Raw genomic sequence first — 17638 nt, forward strand, 5'->3', positions numbered from 1 at the left:
ACCTGCTCGATGAACTACAAGGCCAAGGACGGACACACCTATCTCTTCAATCTCATCGATACCCCCGGCCATGTCGACTTTAGCTACGAGGTGTCACGGAGTCTGACGGCATGTGAGGGCGCCTTGGTTGTTGTCGATGCCAGTCAGGGCGTAGAGGCGCAAACCGTCGCTAACGTCACCCTAGCCATGCAGGCCAACCTCACGCTGATCCCGGTGATCAACAAAATCGATTTACCGAGTGCCGATCCCGATAAAGTTAAGGCTGAAATCGAAGAAGAATTAGCGATCGACGCCGGTGAGGCTGTCATGGCGAGCGCCAAGACCCGCATCGGCATCCAAGACGTGCTCGAGGCCATTGTACAGCGTATACCACCACCTGAGCCTAAGCGGGCGGAGCCACTGCAGGCGCTGATCTTCGACAGCTGGTTTGATCCCTACTTAGGTGCTGTTTCCCTGGTGCGTGTGATGGCTGGCGAGATTAAGCGTGGGCAGTACATGCAGTTTATGTCGACGGGCAAATCGTTTGAGGTGCTCAAAGTCGGTAAGCTCACGCCACGTCAAGTTGATGTCGATGGCTTGGTCGCTGGTGAAGTGGGTTTTGTGGCAGGCTCCATCAAGGGCGTCGGCGACACCCGCGTTGGTGACACCATCACGAATCCTGATCGACCAGCCTCCGGACCGTTAGCTGGGTTCCAGAAGGCCAAACAAATGGTGTTTGGTGGCATATTCCCCGTCGACTCGAGTGACTATCAAGTGCTGCGCGAGTCGTTTGAAAAGCTACAGCTTAATGACGCCTCCCTGACTTTTGAGGTAGAGAGTTCCATCGCCCTTGGGATGGGATTCCGCGTGGGTTTTCTCGGCCTGCTCCACATGGACATCATTCAGGAACGACTCGAGCGTGAGTATAACCTCGACCTGATCTTCACGGCGCCGACGGTTGTGTATCAGGTGTTCACCGTGGACGGCACCGAAATCAAAATCGAAAACCCGGCGCGGATGCCAGATCCGACTAAGATTGAGCGCATCGAAGAGCCCTACGTACTCCTGACTATTCACACGCCGGAGGAGTACATCGGTGGTCTTCTCAAGCTTTTGACCGAGCGTCGCGGTATCCAGAAAGGTCTAGACTATCTCTCGGCCAAGAGGGTCAAGATCACCTATGAAATACCGATGAACGAGATGATCTTCGACTTCCACGACAAGCTCAAGAGTATCTCGCGCGGCTATGCTTCGATGGATTACGAGGTGACTGACTACCGCGTTGGTGATTTGGTCAAGCTTGATATCCTCGTCAACGGTGAGCCGGTGGATGCACTCTCATGTATCGTCCACCGTTCGACAGCCCCTGTGCGGGGACGGTCGCTCTGTAAGAAGCTCAAGGACATCTTGCCTCGTCAAATGTTCCAAATCGCTCTTCAGGCCGCCGTAGGCAGTAAAATCATGGCGCGCGAAAGCGTTTCGGCACTACGTAAAGACGTTACAGCCAAGTGCTACGGTGGCGATATTTCGCGTAAGCGCAAGCTCCTCGAGAAGCAAAAAGAGGGCAAAAAGCGGATGAAATCCGTAGGCAAGGTGGAGATACCACAGGACGCCTTTATGGCGATCCTGCAGATCGACGAAGACTAAACGACGGTTACATTTAGCCCTTAGGCACCCCGATGTAGTCCAGCCCCTCCTCGACCGCCTTTTTCATGTCGAACGCGCAGTGGCCGTTACCGGGGAAATCTTTGATCTTCATCTTAAGCCCACGCCACTCCCAATACTGGGAGCCGGCGTAGGCCTGCTCAGCCAAAAAATCACCGACATTGATCGAGAAGTAGATCTTGAAGGACTTTGCTGTCGCGTCGCTTAACTTCTGAAAGGCCGCGGCATCGCTCATCGACCTTGGGGGAGCGCCGCCACATAGCAGGATGGCGCCACCTTGGTAATCCTTGATGTGATCAGGTAGGAGATCGCCACCAATAAACGTAGCCCCCGCCGACATGCCGATAAATACTGTACGCTTGGGCGAAAGCTGCCGGTGCTCAGAGTAAACCTTGCGCTTCAGGAGATCGGCAATATAGGCGGCATGACGCCGCGACGGGCCATCAAAAGCATCCGCCCAAGAGTTAGAGTGATTGGGTGCCTGGACCGCCATGACGGCTACGTTGCGGCCAGTAGCAGCAGATTTCAGCTCGGGCAAAAAGGCGTCGTAGCTCCCCCCACCACCAGCTCCGTGGAAAAACACAAGAAGCCAAGGCTCGCTTTTGCTAGCTCCAGCTTTAGACGCTGCTTTGTCGCCAGGGAGTTCGAGACGATATTTACCAGTCTTGTGGAGGCTATCATGAGTAAATTCAGCCTCTCCACCGAGAGCAAGGGCCAGAAGTAAGGGCAGCGTTTTCATCGGACTTGGCACCCTCCGGTGAGAGATTATATGGTTGGACAGTTGGGAACAAATGTATTCTGGCACCAGATCGGTGCCTTGACTAGCCGGTCGCAAATTAAAGCCGGATACAGACGAGGGATAGACTAGCCATGCTTAAAAAATCTGACTTTAGCTCCATTGACCAAAGGCGCCTCCTGATTAAAGCGGCCCGCGGTGAGTTGCCAGCTGATGTGGTCATCCGGGGCGTGCAGTGGCTGGACGTATTTAGCGGCAAATTTCGCACCGGTGATGTCGCCTGGAAGGACGGCGTCATCATCGGCGTCGGCGAGAACTACGACGGCAATTCGGTCATCGACGGTACGGGTAAGTATTTAGTGCCCGGTTTCATCGATGCTCACGTACATATCGAAAGCAGCCTCATGACCCCGGCGCGCTTTGAGGAGGCGGTACTGCCCTGCGGTACCACGGCGGTCATCTGGGATCCCCACGAGATTGCCAACGTCAAAGGTAAGGCCGGCATCGAGTGGGCCCTCGCGGCCTCCGAAGATTTGCTACTTGACGTCTTCGTGATGGTGCCTAGCTGCGTACCTTCAACATCGCCAGCGGCTGGCCTTGAGACTAGCGGTGCCTCGCTCGAGGCTGGCGACATTGCCCTCTTCCGTCATCATCCGCGTGTGCTAGGCCTAGCAGAAATGATGAACTTCCCCGGCCTACTCAGTGGCGAGGGTGACATCATGACTAAACTGTCCGACTTTAGCGCTAAGAAACGTGACGGCCACTGCCCTGGACTGCGCGGCAAAGATCTCAACGCCTACGGTGTCGCTGGTATCCATAGCTGTCATGAATCAACGACTGCGGATGAAGCCGAAGAGAAAATGAGCAAGGGCATCCATGTCCTCATTCGCGAAGGATCGTGCACTAAGGATGCGCATGCTCTGCTGCCACTACTAAACGCCTACACGTCCCCCGTATTAAGTCTTTGCAGTGACGATCGCAATCCGGCTGATATCGCCGAGGGTGGGCATATCAACTGCATCATCGACATGGCCCTGGCGCGCGGCGCCAAGCCAGAGGATATTTTCCGTGCCGCCAGCTACGCCACGGCCAAAACCTACGGCCTTGAAGATCGCGGCGCGGTGGCACCGGGTTATAAAGCCGATGTTGTTTTGGTTAGCCCGAAAGGAATGGCATCGGGCCAAACCGATTGGCGTCATGGTGTAGCTATCACCCAAGTCTTTAAAAGTGGTGAGGCCGTCACTAAAAGCGATCTGCAAGCGATTTCACGGCAAAAAAAGCCTCACTTTGACGGTGTCAATCTCAACCTGGCTCCAGTCACCGCGGCTGACTTTCGACTACCGGCCTCGAGTAATCAGTCGTGCGTGGATGCACGTGTCATTGGGATCATCACGCATCAGATCCTCACTAATGAACTCATCTGTCAGCTCCCCGTAAAAGGTGGCTCTATTCAGCCAGACTTGAGTCAGGACATCCTGAAGATTGCCGTACTCGAGCGTCACCATGGTAGCGGCGGTCGCGCCGTCGGCTTTGCCAAAGGCATGGGCCTTAAGTCTGGCGCTATAGCCACGAGTATCAATCACGACTCTCATAACGTCATCACCATAGGATCCAGTGACGAGCTTATCGCCGCTGCGGTGAACGAGCTGATTCGCATCGACGGAGGCATCGTCGTGGTGCATGCGGATGGGCGCAAAGAGGCGCTGCCGCTGCCGATCGGTGGCCTCATGACCGATGCCGATCCCGATACCGTGACGGCAATCCTTCAGCGACTCAAGGCCTTGACCAAGGACGCGGGATGCACGCTGCACGAACCATTTCTCCAGCTTTCCTTTCTGGCCTTACCAGTGATCCCAACTCTAAAGATCACTGATAAGGGCCTAGTAAAGGTGATGGAGAGTAAGCTGGTCAGCCTGACGGTGTAGCGCTAGGCAACCGACTGAGGCTGATCAGATTCTGATTAACGACCAATGAGACCAGGGACTTCACTCGCTTGATTGCGTTTATCACTAACGGCGCGATCGGCAAGGAAGATGCGACAGGTAGATAGGATGGGTTCTTCCGACACGTCGGGGAAACCCATTTCACTCAGCGCACTCGTGAAGCGTTCGCGATCCTGACGGATATAAGCGTTCATTTCCTCGAGCGAAGCGCCATGCGTCCCAACCGCATTAGTCGGAGCATTCACCCCCGCCGAGTGGCAGGACATGCACGATTCGCCGTTAATCACATAACCGCACGGTGCTTTACCACCCACGCAATTGCGCAGCCCGTCTTGAGGACGACGCATGTCAGTCGCAACTGGTAGCGTTGGCGTACCACCACTGATACCGCCTGCTGGTACGTCAAAGCGATGCTGATCACCGAAGCCAGTCAGATAATAAGCCTGCATACCGTTGGGTAGGCTGTAGATCGTCTCGCCGGCAACTAAATCAGGGATTCCCGTATTACGCAGACTCTTAGGATCAGCAAATCCACGTTGCAACACGTCCTTGCGCCCAAAGTCGTAGGACCGCCAGTAGTACCCGCCTGGTTTACCGCCAATCTCTAGCGGCATACGCATGAGGACTCGCCCTTCAAAAGTTACGTCGGAGCGGTCGGTGTTGACGTACTTGGCCTGGTTGTAGTCCACACGCAGCGTAGCCTCAAGCATACGACCTAGCTGCGGCAAGCGCAGTAGGTAATCGTACACTTCCGGACGCGACAATGCGTAGACGAGCCAGTCACCTTTGGCAACCGCGACTCCACCAATTTGCTGCATGTTTTGCTGGGCAAAGGCGGCCGTGTTCAGCCGCGAGATCGCACCCGGCTGCGCATATTCGTCCAAGTTTATACGGAACACAGTCTGTGCATCATCGATCGCATTCAGTTTCACGATCTGCGGCGCCGTCGATACGCTATTGAGCACTTTGGTCAGTCCATAGCGTACTACATTGAGCTCCGCTGTTTGCGACTTGTCGTGTGACAAGTGGTCGATCCGCGCGTAAAGGACGTTGCGTCCCGGATTCTTGGCGGCGTGATCGGCAATAAGCCGATCAATGGCCGAAGCGTCCTGCACCGTCGCCGTGGGCTGCCCTACACCTGCCCCGTTATCGACGAGGTTCGAGTTCCGGTCCACTGCGTCCGCAGATAAGCGGGACTTTTTACCGCCACGGCCACCGCCGGTGTCGTCGTCGGCATCGACCTCCGCGCCGCCAAAACTCGCCGCTAGCGGCTTGATCCCGCCGGCACCGCTGCTACATGCAGCAATGCCGACAGCGCTAGCCAGCAATCCGAGGCGGCCAAGCACCCCCGTCCTTGATCTAACGATCATTGATGTCTCCTCCATAATTGGCTGGCATGTAGATCGTCTACAACCAGCTGGAGGGGTTTCGGCGGGGCCCCAGAAAAGATTGAATTATTTTTTTAATAATATGAATTTATTAGATAAATAATTTTAATTTTTCGTTTCCTCAAGTAGCTCAAATTAAACTATTTTTGATTTCAATACAGAGAAAGGGCGTTAACAAGCTCCCCTAGGAGGCCGGTTAACGCCCTGAATCATCGCAGCTTATCTACCTATCTACCTATCTACCTATCTACCTATCTACCTATCTACCGGTAAGGCCCGAAACTTCGCTGGCCTGCCTACGCTTATCCGCGTAGCCACGGTCAGCTCGGAAGATATTGACAGAACCGAGAATAGGCTCTGGTTTGCCTTCATCAATACCCATCTCTTTCAGCGCAGAGATAAATCGCGCACGGTCTTGGTTAATGAGATCAGTCATCTCCGCCATAGTTGCATTGTTGGTCCCAGCGGACTCAATCGGGAAGTTGATACCTGATGCATGGCAGGTCATGCAGGACTCGCCGTTGATGACGATGCCGCAAGGAGCCTTGCCAGCAACACAATGATTCAGACCATCCTGGGGACGTCGATAATCACTAGCAACCGGCGGCGAAATACCACCTGCCGCGCGGTCAGCTGGCACATCGTAGCGGTGTTGGTCACCGAAACCAGTGAGGAAGTAACCTTGGAGACCGTTTGGTAGACTGAAGAAGAATTCGCCAGCGACAAAATCAGGAACCGAGGTCACGCGCACAGAGCTTGGATCTCTAAAGGCTCGGTCGCGGATATCTTCACGCACGAAGTCGTAGGATCTCCAGTAGTACCCACCTGGCTTTCCAGCCATTTGTAGCGGAACTCGTGCGAGCACCCGGCCGGCAAAGGCTACTTCGGATTTGGAGACGTTGATGTATTTCGCCTGATTCCAATCCACACCGAGGCGCGCATCAAGTAAGCGGCCTAGTTGAGGAAGGTTCATAATCGGATCATAAACTTCAGGACGTGACAGCGCAAAGACGAGCCAATCACCCTTGACTACAGTTGCACTGCCGACCGTTGAAACGTTACTACTAGCTTGATCGGCAGATTTAAGACGACTGATGGCACCAGATTGGTTATAGGCAGCCATGTCTATACGGTATACGGTTTGCCCCGCATCGATAGCCTTCAGGTTGACGATCTCAGGACGACTCGACACGCTGTTGAGGACTTTAACCATCCCTTCGCGGACGGTAGCCAGTTTCTCATTTTGCTGTCCATCTGGAGACAGATGACCGATCGTTGCATAAATGATGTTTGCCCCACCGTTAGCGGCAGCATCCTGCGCAATCAGCTGTTCGGCCGCCGAAGGAGGCGTCACAGCCCCGAGTGAGACTGTGCTAGCAGGGCCTTGCTGATCCGCAGCTTGGTCAGCACCGGTTTTAGATTTAGACTTTTTAGCTCCACGAGCTCCCTCGTCTTCGGCACCACCGTAGTTACCGGTAGTTGGGAGAACTTGTGTCGGCGAGCAGCTAGCCAATAGTAATGCAGGAAGCAACCACCTCGCGAAAACCGACATTGTCCACACTCCATTGTAGGCCCTGATCGGGCAATTAATGACTCCAACACCCATCTTTCTAGACATACAAATTCGATGCCATTGAGACGGACTGCGTCTAAAAAACATAAAACCATGAAATCAAAGGGTAAAAATCTACTACCCCAACAACCTCGCCGAGCGTTTGCGCTGCCTAGGAACTTTTCATTGCCCAATGACTGCAAACTTTGTTGACGCTCAAATTGAACTTGAGAATCAATTTCACCGCAGCTACAGTCGCCTTCTGTTTCACTAACAATCGTTCAATATTTGGCTCTTTTGAGGTGCACCATGAGGCTAAAAACCCCCACTGCCTACGGTAGACTTGTGGCCTTAGGCGGCTTGATCATCACTGCAGCTTTAAACCTTGGCTCCCCAGCCCATGCCGCAGCTGTTGTAGGGCTGGACACAAAAGTTGCAGACCTTCAGCTACCCGATGCGGCGCTCGACTCGTGCATTAAGACCTATGCCGCTCAGGAACAGTATGAAACGGTCGCCGACGTGAAGGAGATTCCTTGCTTTAATATGGGAATCAAATCCGTTAACGGGCTTGAGATCTTTACCGAGGCTTTGGTCATCGATCTCTCCCGCAATCAGATCGAAGATTTTTCTGCATTATTTGGCCTGACGACACGTCTCGGTTATATCGACATTCATGCCAATCGCGTCAAATGTAGTCACATGATCCAATTGTCGCACGCGCTGCGCCAAGCGTGGCGGGTCGGTTTTGACACCAATAATTGCATCATGGACGGTAGTGACGACCGTCCAGCCCCGGCGCCAGCACCGTCAACACCAGAGCCTAAGCCAACACCAGAGCCTAAGCCAACACCAGAGCCTAAGCCAGTGCCACAACCTAGACCTGGCATCACAAGTTACGAGGCTGTAGCTCCGATCATTGCCTCAGCCTGCGGCGCCTGTCATCAAGGGGGTAAGCACAAGGGCGGTTTGGCGCTTGATACCGAGGAGCAACTTATGCGACACGGTCGCGGTGTACTTTCCGATATCCAGCGCGGTACCATGCCGCCCAAAGATCGCACATGGGGTGCCAGCGCGGATGGGCAGTTGGTCATTAAATTCCTAGAAGAAAAAATCGCCGATGGGCGTGTTCCTGCGGGAAAAAAAACCAAGCATGATGATGATGATGAAGACGAGGATGACGAAGACGAGGATGACGATTAAGCTATAGGGATCGATCCGAGGCACTATGGAGGGTTAGCCTCTTGGATAATACCTTAGCTTCTCATGATTACTCCGCTCTCCTAGCGAAGAAATTAGTGATCATCACCGGCAAGGGCGGTATCGGCAAATCTCTGATTGCCACCGCCCTCGGCCAAATGGTGGCTGAGTCCGGGCGCCGTGTCCTCATCATCCAAAACGCCGCTCTTGATCAAATCTGTCCGCTCTTTGGTTTACCCTCCACCTACGACAAGGTTGTGACGGTACAGTCGGGGCTGGACGTGCTCAATATCGATTCTGTCGCTAATTTTCGCGATTATATCGTCGAGCATTTGGGCCAGCGTCGGCTTTACGACACCGTATTCAGTAATCGTGTCGTCAAGAGCCTGATTAATGCCGTGCCCGGCTGGGCTGATGTGATGCTACTCGGACGGCTACTCTTTGAATGTGAGCTGAGGCCTAAGCACGATCTTGTGATTTTCGACGGGCCAGCATCGGGCCACTTCCTCAATCTCATGACGACACCGGACTCAGTTATTAACATGGGGTTAGGGGGACCCATGGTCAAAGAAACTGTGCGCGTCAAAGAGTTCCTCAGCGACAAATCTAAATGCTGCAATGTCGTGGTCACCGTGCCAGAAGAATTAGTGGTCAGCGAGTGTTTGGATTTTCTGCCGAAACTACACGCGAGAGCACCTGTAACCCTGGCCGGCGTCTTTCTCAATAAAACGTTGGTACCCCCAACTGAGGTCGCGAAGTCGTCACCGGCAAGTGAGTACGCGCATCGAATCCATGCCGCTGCGGCGGAAGCAACGGCTATGCTGCACCAAGGCTTAGTCGCATCGCCAGACCTAGCGACCTTACCTATTTGGTCCCTGCCTGACGTCGGCTTTATTCGCGAGCCCATAGCGCCCGGATTTGGGCGTCAATTATTGACGGCAGCCAATCCAACCCGATCATCTGGGGACAGGGCTTGATCATGCAAGACTTAGCGACCGTGATAGATAGTCACCGTGTATTAGTGCTATTGGGAGCGGGAGGCGTCGGTAAGACGACCTCGTCCATCATCGTGGCTCTCGCAGCGGCCACTCGGGGCAAAAGAGTGGCCCTCCTCAGTATCGATCCAGCGAAAAGGCTAGCGACGGCCCTTGGCATCCCCCTAAGTAATGAGCTGGCTCCGTTGCAGATGACGGCGGATTTTCAGGGTGCAGGTACGGTGCATGCAGCAATGTTGGATCAAAAGGCGGTATTCGATCAGGTCGTTGATCGTCATACTCCGAGTCCGCAATTAGCCGCAAAAATAAAAGCTAATACTGTCTATCAGTCGGCATCAACGAATCTTGGGGGACCACTTGAATACATGGCCTTGGCCAAATTGATGGACCTAGCTAGAGATCCGCAATTTGACTTGGTAGTGCTAGACACGCCACCGGACACCCACGCACTCGATTTCCTCGCTCGCCCTAACATGCTCGGTAGCTTCATGGATACGCATGTGATGAATTGGCTAATTAAGCCATTCACTCTGGCTAGTCGGCTTGGTATTGGAAAATTATTCTCGGCCAGCGAGCGCCTCATGGGCGGCGTTGCGCGCGTCTCAGGATTCGAACCCCTCAAGCAATTTGCTGAGTTCCTAGTCCTCATGCAGGATGTCATCGAGGGACTGCACAAATCGGGCGAAAAGACCGTCGAGCTACTCAAAAGGCCAGATACGGGATTCATTCTGGTCAGCGTCCCCACCCCCTCGGCGATGCGGTCTATAACAAACCTGGCGTCCCAACTTGTGAAGATGAGCTATAAGCCGTGTGCACTACTCATCAATAGATGTTTACCAATCGGTGTGGCCTCAGACTTAGAGTCTCATGAACACGTAGGCAGTCTTGGCTATCTCAAACGCAAAGCCGACGGCCAAAAATCTATCATGCAGCAACTACAAACCTTGGCACCAAGTGTTTGGCAACTCCATGAAAGGGAGCATGACCCAGGGGATTTGGCCGGCCTTATGGAGCTCGCAACGGCCATAGTGCCGATGCCAACAACGGCGGATCAAAAATAAACACGAATGCCACCGATCCCCGCTAGCTTTCGGTAGTAATAGGCGCCTGGGAGCTCGCCGGTTTCGTCGATACCGACTGATGACTCGGTCAGGGTGAATCCGCCCTCAACAACCACACGCCATGGCGGATTATTGCTGCCAGACTGACGCCCACCTGGCACGAGTCCCAACTGCAGACCGCCGGCTACCATGTAGAACGGACTGAGCGGCATGATTCCCGCCGCTGCTGGCAAAAACTCCAAACTACCGTAGCCACCTTTAGCCTTAGCGCCGGTGGTGCCTGCACCCACAGCACTAGGCTCCCAGCGAAACCCACCAAGAAGATTGAGCCTAGGATTCACCTTGATGATCCCACCAGTGCGCACGGCTACGGTATCCTGGACGTCTTTTGGCTGCTTTTTGAACGTCACGAGCGAAATGGTCTCCTGCGTCGGATCGGAGCGCGTATAGCGTAATTCGCCCATCATGACTAAACGCCGCGTCACATTGATCTTTATTCCCGCTAACCCCCCACTAAAAGTCTGCTGACTGTTCAGGCCTTGGGTCGCGTCTTTAACTAAATTTCCGGCCTCCCCACTGGTATCTACCAAGGGCGACTTAAGATCGACATCGGCCTTGAGGAGCTGTAAGGCTGTTACGGCCACACCGATAGCCACGCGGCCACCGATAAGGTCAAGCCTACTACCTATGGTCAAACTGCCTAATGCTCCGTTTCCAGTGACTGAAGCTAATTCTGAAGAGGTCGAGGATTCTGTAATCTTGGCGGTGAATTTTGCGGCGCCATATTCGCCGCCAATGCCAATACCAAACTTGTCAGCGATACGGTAGCCCATGCTAAAACTCCCGTATCCCAGCAGCTCTGCTCCGATCTTAGCGTCGACTTGAAATTTTGAATTAAGCAGCACTATGGGTAGCCGTTTTTTTGTCACGTCAAACTGTATGGGCAGGGGTGGTACCACTATCGCTCCGATACCGAAGCGCGGCGTCACTTTTACGATCGCGCCAGGTCTAGTCAGGGGTATCGCGACCCCGCTGTTATTGACGGAGATAGGATCAAGTCCTGGGTACCGCGCACCCACGCTCTCAATCTTGAAGGTTTCTCCAGTTAAAGCGACGCTACTGTACGGGAGAAATCCCGCATTGGCTGGGTTATCAACCACTGCCTCGGTGTTGTTGATGGCGGCACCAAAATCACCAAGCAGGGGAGTTGCCTGGGTGGCAGGTGCACCGATGATGGTGGCTAAGATACCAAGACTCATGAATTTAGAAGCAAACAAGGTACGTAGCCTGAGATTGAACACCTGATCACCAGCATCAGCATCAGCTTTATCACGTGCGCCTTGCTGATTCCTGACAGGCACCGTCATCCCCCGCTAAAATCGTAATCTTTGACCGTCACGATGACTTTTAATTCACCGACCAAATCACTCAGATCATCAACGGCTTTGCTCTCTATCATACCGCTGATGCCTTCCAAGGTAATAATAATTTTCGGCACCATGATGGGACGGACATTCCAGTACCATTCCGCCTTCTTAAAAAGCATGCCGTACTTAGCTGGCACACCCTGAAACCCGCTGGTATCCAGAGTCCAGTGCAACACTTGGTCAAACGGCTGTTTGAGGAATTTGTTGCTATACTTGCCACCAACTTCGATCACTTTCACGTCAAAGGATCCCGTAGCCTCAAGCGGTGGTCCAGACTCGGGTTTCGCTACTGTGACTTTACTGTCTACATGCCTATATAAGTTAGCAAACTTGCTCGGATCCTGAATCAGAGGCCCCACCAGCATGGGGCGTGGTGGATCAAACTTGGCGCCAAGAATTTCACTAGCTGAGAATATCAAGCCATCACTTTGAAAGCTTTTCAGATCGATGGCCGAGGCGCCACCCTTTAGCTGTGCTCCTAAAAGTTTTTCAAGATCTATGGATAGCGACGCGCAGTTCACTTTGGATCCTGGCAGAGCGATATTGAAATTCGCCATGATATCGAGGGTGACCGTGCCCTCACAGGGACGGGCACCAGAGGCGGTCTCAATCTCGACAAAATAGGTGGCAGTTGCGACCTTTTTTGCTGCGTCTGCAAGTTGTGCATCGCCAGACGCGCCAAGGGTCGGTCCTTTTTGCTGTAGGTTGCCGCGACCTTGCACGATTGCTTCGTCACCGCTATAGCAGCCGACCATTGTGAGCGCGAGCATAAACACAGCTGTAACTGTACTTAGCCTCATGATTTTCGCTCCGTCTGGGTGATGGTGTCCATCATGGTTTTGAGAGCCGTTCCAAACAGAGAATTAACCTGGGAGTCGATCACGCTCGACACACCGATATTGTAGATGTTCATATTGACTGCCATGTCGAGATAAATGTCATTGGCATAAGGTATGGCAAGAAAGACTACATCAAACGATTTGATAAACGACTTTTCGAAAGCTGGCTCAGGCTTACCTGTGGAGATCGTTACAGCGATACCGTTGTTGAAGACCTTACCATCAACTAACACATCAATATCGACAGCTACGGCGCCTGTGGTCACGACATTTAGTTTGGTGCTGAAGCTAAGTTCATCAAAATTAAACTTGAGTTTCTCAAGAAACTTGATCTTTGGCTGCACCAACCCACTGAGATCCTTGATTGCGCTCTCGGGTAGCTGAATCTCTTCCGCGTCAAAGTCCACACTTTTCAATAACTGAGTGGCTACCGGAAGTAGTTCTGGGATTTTACGATTCAGCCAAATTTGAGTGCGGATAGACTTCTTGAAGGTGTCGGAGTTTTTCTGATCTTGTGCAGACTCACCACTAGCTAAATTGGTGAAAGAGAAAGATTTTACTTTAGTGAGATCCGAGGCTTTGAGACCAGCTTCGCTGCAGCCTACTAGCTCCTGAGGCATATCCTTAGTGGTGGGAGCCACATCACGCTCGCCTAGCGCCGCGCATATGGATTCGGCGATATTCTCAATCGACGCAGGTGCTTTACTAAAGAGAGAGGAAACGTCTCCGGCACGCTTAAGTGGGGCACCACAACCAACGGTTAAGACCACGGTTAGCGTCAGAGCAATTTTTTTAATCTTTCCTCGGTTCATCGCTCAATTCTCTAGGTAGAAAAATCTCAGATCAAAGATTCACTTAGTAACTACGGCACTGGTAAACGTCTCACCTTTATCTGGAGTGGTGTTAACGCGGTCCAAACCTTCTTGTTCTTTCAGATCGATCGTGATCGTTACGGTGATATCCTTTGCGATACTCATAACTAATTGATTGTCGATGCCATCACTTGCGACAACCCCCTTGAGTAGGGGTAGAGCAGACTTTAAAATACCGTCCAATGCCTGTTCCGGCACGGTAGCAACGATGGGTAGGAGCTTGTCGGCTTGGCCACCCACAGTGATTTGGGCAAGTGCAATCGGAGCGACGCTTAGGCGGAACCCAAGCTGTTCGAATAGGAGACCCTTGAGCGGATCTAGCCCCGTAAACCCACTCATCCTGTTGGTAAACTGCATGGTCTTCGGGAAGGTGAAACTCATTCCCGGTGGCGTGTAAGCTGCATCGAAATTTTCCATGGTTAACGAGCAGGTCCCAGAGTGGGTCCCTTTTTCACTCGTTGCCGTAACCTGCCTTGTCACCGAAAGCTTGGCTAGATCCTCTTTTTTACCGGCTAGCAGCGAGGGGAATAGCGGCCTTGCTGGTTCGTAGGTCACGCCGAGAAGTGACTTGAGAGCCAAAACGTCCCCGTCCTTAGCAATCGGTAGGCCCTTTTGGTTCGTTGGTGACGCAAATAGCCCACCAAGAACTTTGGCAATGTCGATTTTGCTCTGAATGACAGGACAGTCTATAGGGTTGGCCGCGCTAATGACGAGCAGCTGGCTAATGTCGCCAGTCTCAAGCGCTTGCATCGATGGGTTGACGTCGATTTGGATTTCACCCGAGCACGGTTTCAGGTCGAGGAGGTTAAGCAGTCCGAGCGGACCGTTTCTACCTTTAAGATGAACGTTCACAGCGTACTTCGCCTTCAGCAGTCCCTTCAGGTCGGGAATAGCAAGCTTAGGCGTTTCCTGAACCTCGGGAGCTTTACGCGCATCAAGCGACGCCGCTCCCTGTGGGTCGACACCACCACTACGTTTTTTGGTGATTCCGACCTGCTCCTCTTGGTTACTACAACCACTAGCGATAGCTACCAAGGCGCACAGGCCAAACGCTCTCAAGTCTTTTTGTAGTCGTTCTCTAAACACCACGGGGACCTCTTGATCTTGACTATGAGAAAACCTTCCTGGTTACTCGCTGTCATACCCGTATCGGTATATCGACTAAAAATCTTTAGTTTATTTTGGAGAGTGTAGACTATCCTCACTATATTCCGTTGGTTGCAAAGGTGTCCGCAATTCCCACTTGAATGCCTGCCATTGGATATTCTTGCAAAACTATTACACACAATGTTTTTTCAATAAAAATATGCGGTTACAACAAGCCTGCGACCACCAAAGTGGGGAGACACCACTCCTGCCCGGGCACTTTTGCTGCTAAACTGTTAATAAAAGCGAGCATTTTTCAGAAAGGCGTCGCAAACTCCCATGTCTCATCGCCTGAGCTCTTACCGCGTCGTTAAATTTGGTGGCACCTCTGTACAAGATCACTCCGCCATTGAGCATGTGACGGCGATCGTGCAAGCATCACCGCAGGGCCTCGTCGTGGTGCTTTCGGCGATGGCGAAAATGACTGATCTCCTTCTAGGCGCAGCTGAGGCAGCGGTGAGGGGTGAGTCATACCGGGATCAGCAGGAGCTTTTTGTCAGTCGTCATAAATCCGTAACCGCAGCTCTTATTAAAAATACAACAAGGCGCCGCAAGATCGATCAGAAGATAGACGCCGCCGGAACCGAATTAGGAGCCATTTGTCACAGCTTGGCAACACTCAGAGAACACACGCCACGCGTGCTAGACATGACCGCCGCGCGCGGCGAGAGAATGTTGGCACAGATTTTCTGCGAGGTGCTCGAGGAACGCGGTATCGAATGCGTATACGTTGATGCACCACGCTTAATTAAGGTCGAAAAGCAGTACGGCATGCCATTCCCCGATCTGAAGGCGACAACGGCCAAGGTTGAGACGCTGGTAGTGCCACAGCTGGAAAAAAATAAAGTCGTCGTAGTACCGGGTTTTATCGGATCAGGCCCGGATAACGAGCTAGTGACCTTGGGTCGGGGAGGCTCTGATCTTACGGCGACAGTTATTGCCCACAGTCTCAAGGCTGAGAATGTCACGCTCTATAAAGAGGTCGAAGGGCTCTTGACCGCTGATCCACGCCATGTCAGCGAGGCACGCATTGTCCCTGAACTGCATTACCGTGAAGCCGCTGAGCTTGCCTACTACGGTGCCAAAGTTTTGCATCCACGAACGATCATTCCGCTACTCACGCACCAAATTCCATTATGGGTGAAAAGTACATTTCACCCCTCGCATCCAGGCACGCTCATTGCTGGTCACGTGCCGCCTGGAGCATTTCCCGTTAAGGCGTTGACGGCCATTTTGGAGCAGTCGCTCATCGCCATCGAGGGCAAGGGCATGATGGGCGTGCCCGGGATCGCTGGACGCACCTTTGCTGCCCTCGCCCATGCCGGCATCTCCGTTTCCGTCATCAGTCAGGCGTCATCCGAGGCAAACATCTGCTTTGTGGTGCCAACCGGTGAAGCGAAGGCCGCAGTCGCGGCACTGAGCGAAGCTTTTCGTTACGAGATTGAGCACCACCTGATCGAAGAGATCCAGACCAAGGACAATCAAGCGGTCCTCGCTGTGGTTGGACTGGGTATGCAGGGGACACCTGGTATTGCCGCCAGGACTTTTGCTGCACTTGCTCGCGCCGAGGCTAATGTCGAGGCCATTGCCCAGGGTAGCAGTGAGCTCAATATTTCAGCCGTCATCGGTGCGGACCGCGTTGCAGCGGCGCTGAATGCCTTGCACCGGGAGTTTAGACTAGAAAAACTAAAAGCACTCCCGCCTCAGGCTGAAAGCGCTGTCCATCTGGCCCTCTTTGGCGTCGGACAAATCGGCCGCGCTTTGCTGCGCCAACTCACCAGCCAAGATAGCTACTACCGCGATAAGATGCGTCTCAGTCTTAGTTGTATAGGGCTAGTCGATCGCTCTGGCGTGCTCGCTCATGACACGGGTTTCAGTCGCAAAGAAATCGAGGAAATTCTGATCCTCAAAGAGCGAGGCCTCCGGCTACACGCTGAGAATGGGACCACGCCGCCCTCCAACCTAGCGCTGGATCTGCAGCAAAAGTTTTGGCAGTTGCCGGTTAGGCGCGGTGTCTTTATTGATGTGACGGCAGAGGATAGTGCGCCTCTGATTCTCTCAGCCCTGCAGGCTGGCTGGCACGTAGTCTTGGCAAATAAAAAACCGCTCTCCATCAGCCAGGCTGGGTACGACGAATTATTTAAGGTAGCGAGTAAAAATGGCGTACAGCTACGCTATGAAGCTACAGTCGGGGCGGGACTTCCCGTCCTCGATACTCTTGCCAAACTTAAAGAAGCCGGAGACGAGATCACCACTATTCTCGGATGCTTTTCCGGGACTCTAGGCTACTTGATGTCGGAAATTGAGCAAGGCGCTGCCTTCTCCGATGCCGTACGTCGCGCTCACTCGCTTGGATACACGGAACCCGATCCTCAAGATGACTTGAGTGGCACCGATGTTGCGCGTAAGGCTCTGATACTCGCTCGCACGCTCGGGATGCGACTCGAGTTGGCGGACATCACCGTGACTGCTCTGTTCCCCCATGAACTGGGTCATGCAAATCCGCAAACATTTCTCGATAACTTAAAACAACTAGATAATGAATGGGCCGAGCGCATCAAAGCAGCAAGGGCGCGCCATAAAACCTTACGCTATGTCGCGCGTATCAGCCAGGGCCAGGTCACGGTCGGTTGCGAAGAAGTCGATATTGCGTCGCCACTTGGCCGCCTTCATGGCACCGATAACCAAGTAGCTATTACGACGCGACGCTATGCGTTGAATCCACTCATCGTCACTGGACCTGGTGCCGGTGCCGAAGTGACAGCAGCGGGTGTGCTCAACGATATTTTGGCTGTGGCACTGGCATCCGATAAACTCACGCTACCAATTAGCAACTAA

General features: G+C 53.1%; 13 protein-coding genes. 6 read left to right on the forward strand and 7 right to left on the reverse strand.

Annotated features, from left to right (window positions below; genetic code table 11):
* The coding region (gene lepA, locus FJ146_06360) for an elongation factor 4 (GenBank protein MBM4251575.1) at window positions 1-1626 on the forward strand (1626 nt) is incomplete at its 5' end.
* 13 nt (window positions 1627-1639) lie between these two features.
* Here lepA and FJ146_06365 read toward each other — a convergent pair.
* Window positions 1640-2383 carry an alpha/beta fold hydrolase gene (locus FJ146_06365; protein ID MBM4251576.1) on the reverse strand — a complete coding sequence of 248 codons (744 nt, stop codon included), beginning with the start codon at window positions 2381-2383 and terminating at the stop codon, window positions 1640-1642.
* A 131-nt stretch (window positions 2384-2514) separates the two neighbouring features.
* Here FJ146_06365 and ade point away from each other — a divergent pair, with 131 nt between their 5' ends.
* On the forward strand, window positions 2515-4305 hold the full coding sequence (gene ade, locus FJ146_06370; protein ID MBM4251577.1) for an adenine deaminase: 1791 nt from the start codon (window positions 2515-2517) through the stop codon (window positions 4303-4305).
* 35 nt (window positions 4306-4340) lie between these two features.
* On the opposite strand, the gene FJ146_06375 is transcribed toward ade, so the two are convergent.
* Together FJ146_06375 and FJ146_06380 are read right to left on the reverse strand one after the other, a co-directional pair.
* On the reverse strand, window positions 4341-5693 hold the full coding sequence (locus FJ146_06375) for a hypothetical protein (protein MBM4251578.1): 1353 nt from the start codon (window positions 5691-5693) through the stop codon (window positions 4341-4343).
* A 277-nt stretch (window positions 5694-5970) separates the two neighbouring features.
* A complete protein-coding gene (locus FJ146_06380; GenBank protein MBM4251579.1) occupies window positions 5971-7263 on the reverse strand; it encodes a hypothetical protein in 1293 nt (430 codons plus the stop codon).
* A gap of 309 nt (window positions 7264-7572) precedes the next feature.
* Between FJ146_06380 and FJ146_06385 the strand changes: the two genes are divergently transcribed.
* The 3 genes from FJ146_06385 to FJ146_06395 are packed head-to-tail and all read left to right on the forward strand — an operon-like array spanning window position 7573 to window position 10516.
* Window positions 7573-8463: a hypothetical protein gene (locus tag FJ146_06385; GenBank protein MBM4251580.1), complete on the forward strand. Its 891-nt coding sequence runs from the start codon at window positions 7573-7575 to the stop codon at window positions 8461-8463.
* A gap of 41 nt (window positions 8464-8504) precedes the next feature.
* On the forward strand, window positions 8505-9437 hold the full coding sequence (locus FJ146_06390) for an ArsA family ATPase (protein ID MBM4251581.1): 933 nt from the start codon (window positions 8505-8507) through the stop codon (window positions 9435-9437).
* Window positions 9434-10516 carry an ArsA family ATPase gene (locus FJ146_06395; GenBank protein ID MBM4251582.1) on the forward strand — a complete coding sequence of 361 codons (1083 nt, stop codon included), beginning with the start codon at window positions 9434-9436 and terminating at the stop codon, window positions 10514-10516. Before FJ146_06390 ends, FJ146_06395 begins: the two co-directional genes overlap by 4 nt.
* Here FJ146_06395 and FJ146_06400 read toward each other — a convergent pair.
* Genes FJ146_06400 through FJ146_06415 form a run of 4 tightly spaced genes read right to left on the reverse strand, consistent with a single transcriptional unit; the run spans window position 10507 to window position 14743 of the window.
* Window positions 10507-11877 carry a hypothetical protein gene (locus tag FJ146_06400; protein MBM4251583.1) on the reverse strand — a complete coding sequence of 457 codons (1371 nt, stop codon included), beginning with the start codon at window positions 11875-11877 and terminating at the stop codon, window positions 10507-10509. The two genes, FJ146_06395 and FJ146_06400, sit on opposite strands and share 10 nt — an antisense overlap.
* 2 nt (window positions 11878-11879) lie before the next feature.
* Window positions 11880-12743: a hypothetical protein gene (locus tag FJ146_06405; GenBank protein ID MBM4251584.1), complete on the reverse strand. Its 864-nt coding sequence runs from the start codon at window positions 12741-12743 to the stop codon at window positions 11880-11882.
* A complete protein-coding gene (locus tag FJ146_06410) occupies window positions 12740-13594 on the reverse strand; it encodes a hypothetical protein (GenBank protein ID MBM4251585.1) in 855 nt (284 codons plus the stop codon). The genes FJ146_06405 and FJ146_06410 overlap by 4 nt, the downstream gene beginning before the upstream one ends.
* A gap of 39 nt (window positions 13595-13633) precedes the next feature.
* Window positions 13634-14743, reverse strand: coding sequence for a hypothetical protein (locus FJ146_06415; protein MBM4251586.1), 1110 nt, complete (start codon window positions 14741-14743; stop codon window positions 13634-13636).
* Between the two features lie 336 nt (window positions 14744-15079).
* On the opposite strand from FJ146_06415, the gene thrA reads away from it, so the two are divergent.
* Complete coding sequence (gene thrA, locus FJ146_06420) at window positions 15080-17638, forward strand: bifunctional aspartate kinase/homoserine dehydrogenase I (protein MBM4251587.1); 2559 nt, start codon at window positions 15080-15082, stop codon at window positions 17636-17638.

The organism is Deltaproteobacteria bacterium (assembly GCA_016874735.1).
Lineage (GTDB): Bacteria > Bdellovibrionota_B > Oligoflexia > Oligoflexales > CAIYRB01 > CAIYRB01.

What these genes read in the sequence shown, in the direction of transcription:
- FJ146_06365 (MBM4251576.1), bottom strand. Translation starts at nt 2,383, where the DNA reads ATGAAAACGCTGCCCTTACTTCTGGCCCTTGCTCTCGGTGGAGAGGCT.
- ade (MBM4251577.1), top strand. Translation starts at nt 2,515, where the DNA reads ATGCTTAAAAAATCTGACTTTAGCTCCATTGACCAAAGGCGCCTCCTG.
- FJ146_06375 (MBM4251578.1), bottom strand. Translation starts at nt 5,693, where the DNA reads ATGATCGTTAGATCAAGGACGGGGGTGCTTGGCCGCCTCGGATTGCTG.
- FJ146_06380 (MBM4251579.1), bottom strand. Translation starts at nt 7,263, where the DNA reads ATGTCGGTTTTCGCGAGGTGGTTGCTTCCTGCATTACTATTGGCTAGC.
- FJ146_06385 (MBM4251580.1), top strand. Translation starts at nt 7,573, where the DNA reads ATGAGGCTAAAAACCCCCACTGCCTACGGTAGACTTGTGGCCTTAGGC.
- FJ146_06405 (MBM4251584.1), bottom strand. Translation starts at nt 12,743, where the DNA reads ATGAGGCTAAGTACAGTTACAGCTGTGTTTATGCTCGCGCTCACAATG.
- FJ146_06410 (MBM4251585.1), bottom strand. Translation starts at nt 13,594, where the DNA reads ATGAACCGAGGAAAGATTAAAAAAATTGCTCTGACGCTAACCGTGGTC.
- thrA (MBM4251587.1), top strand. Translation starts at nt 15,080, where the DNA reads ATGTCTCATCGCCTGAGCTCTTACCGCGTCGTTAAATTTGGTGGCACC.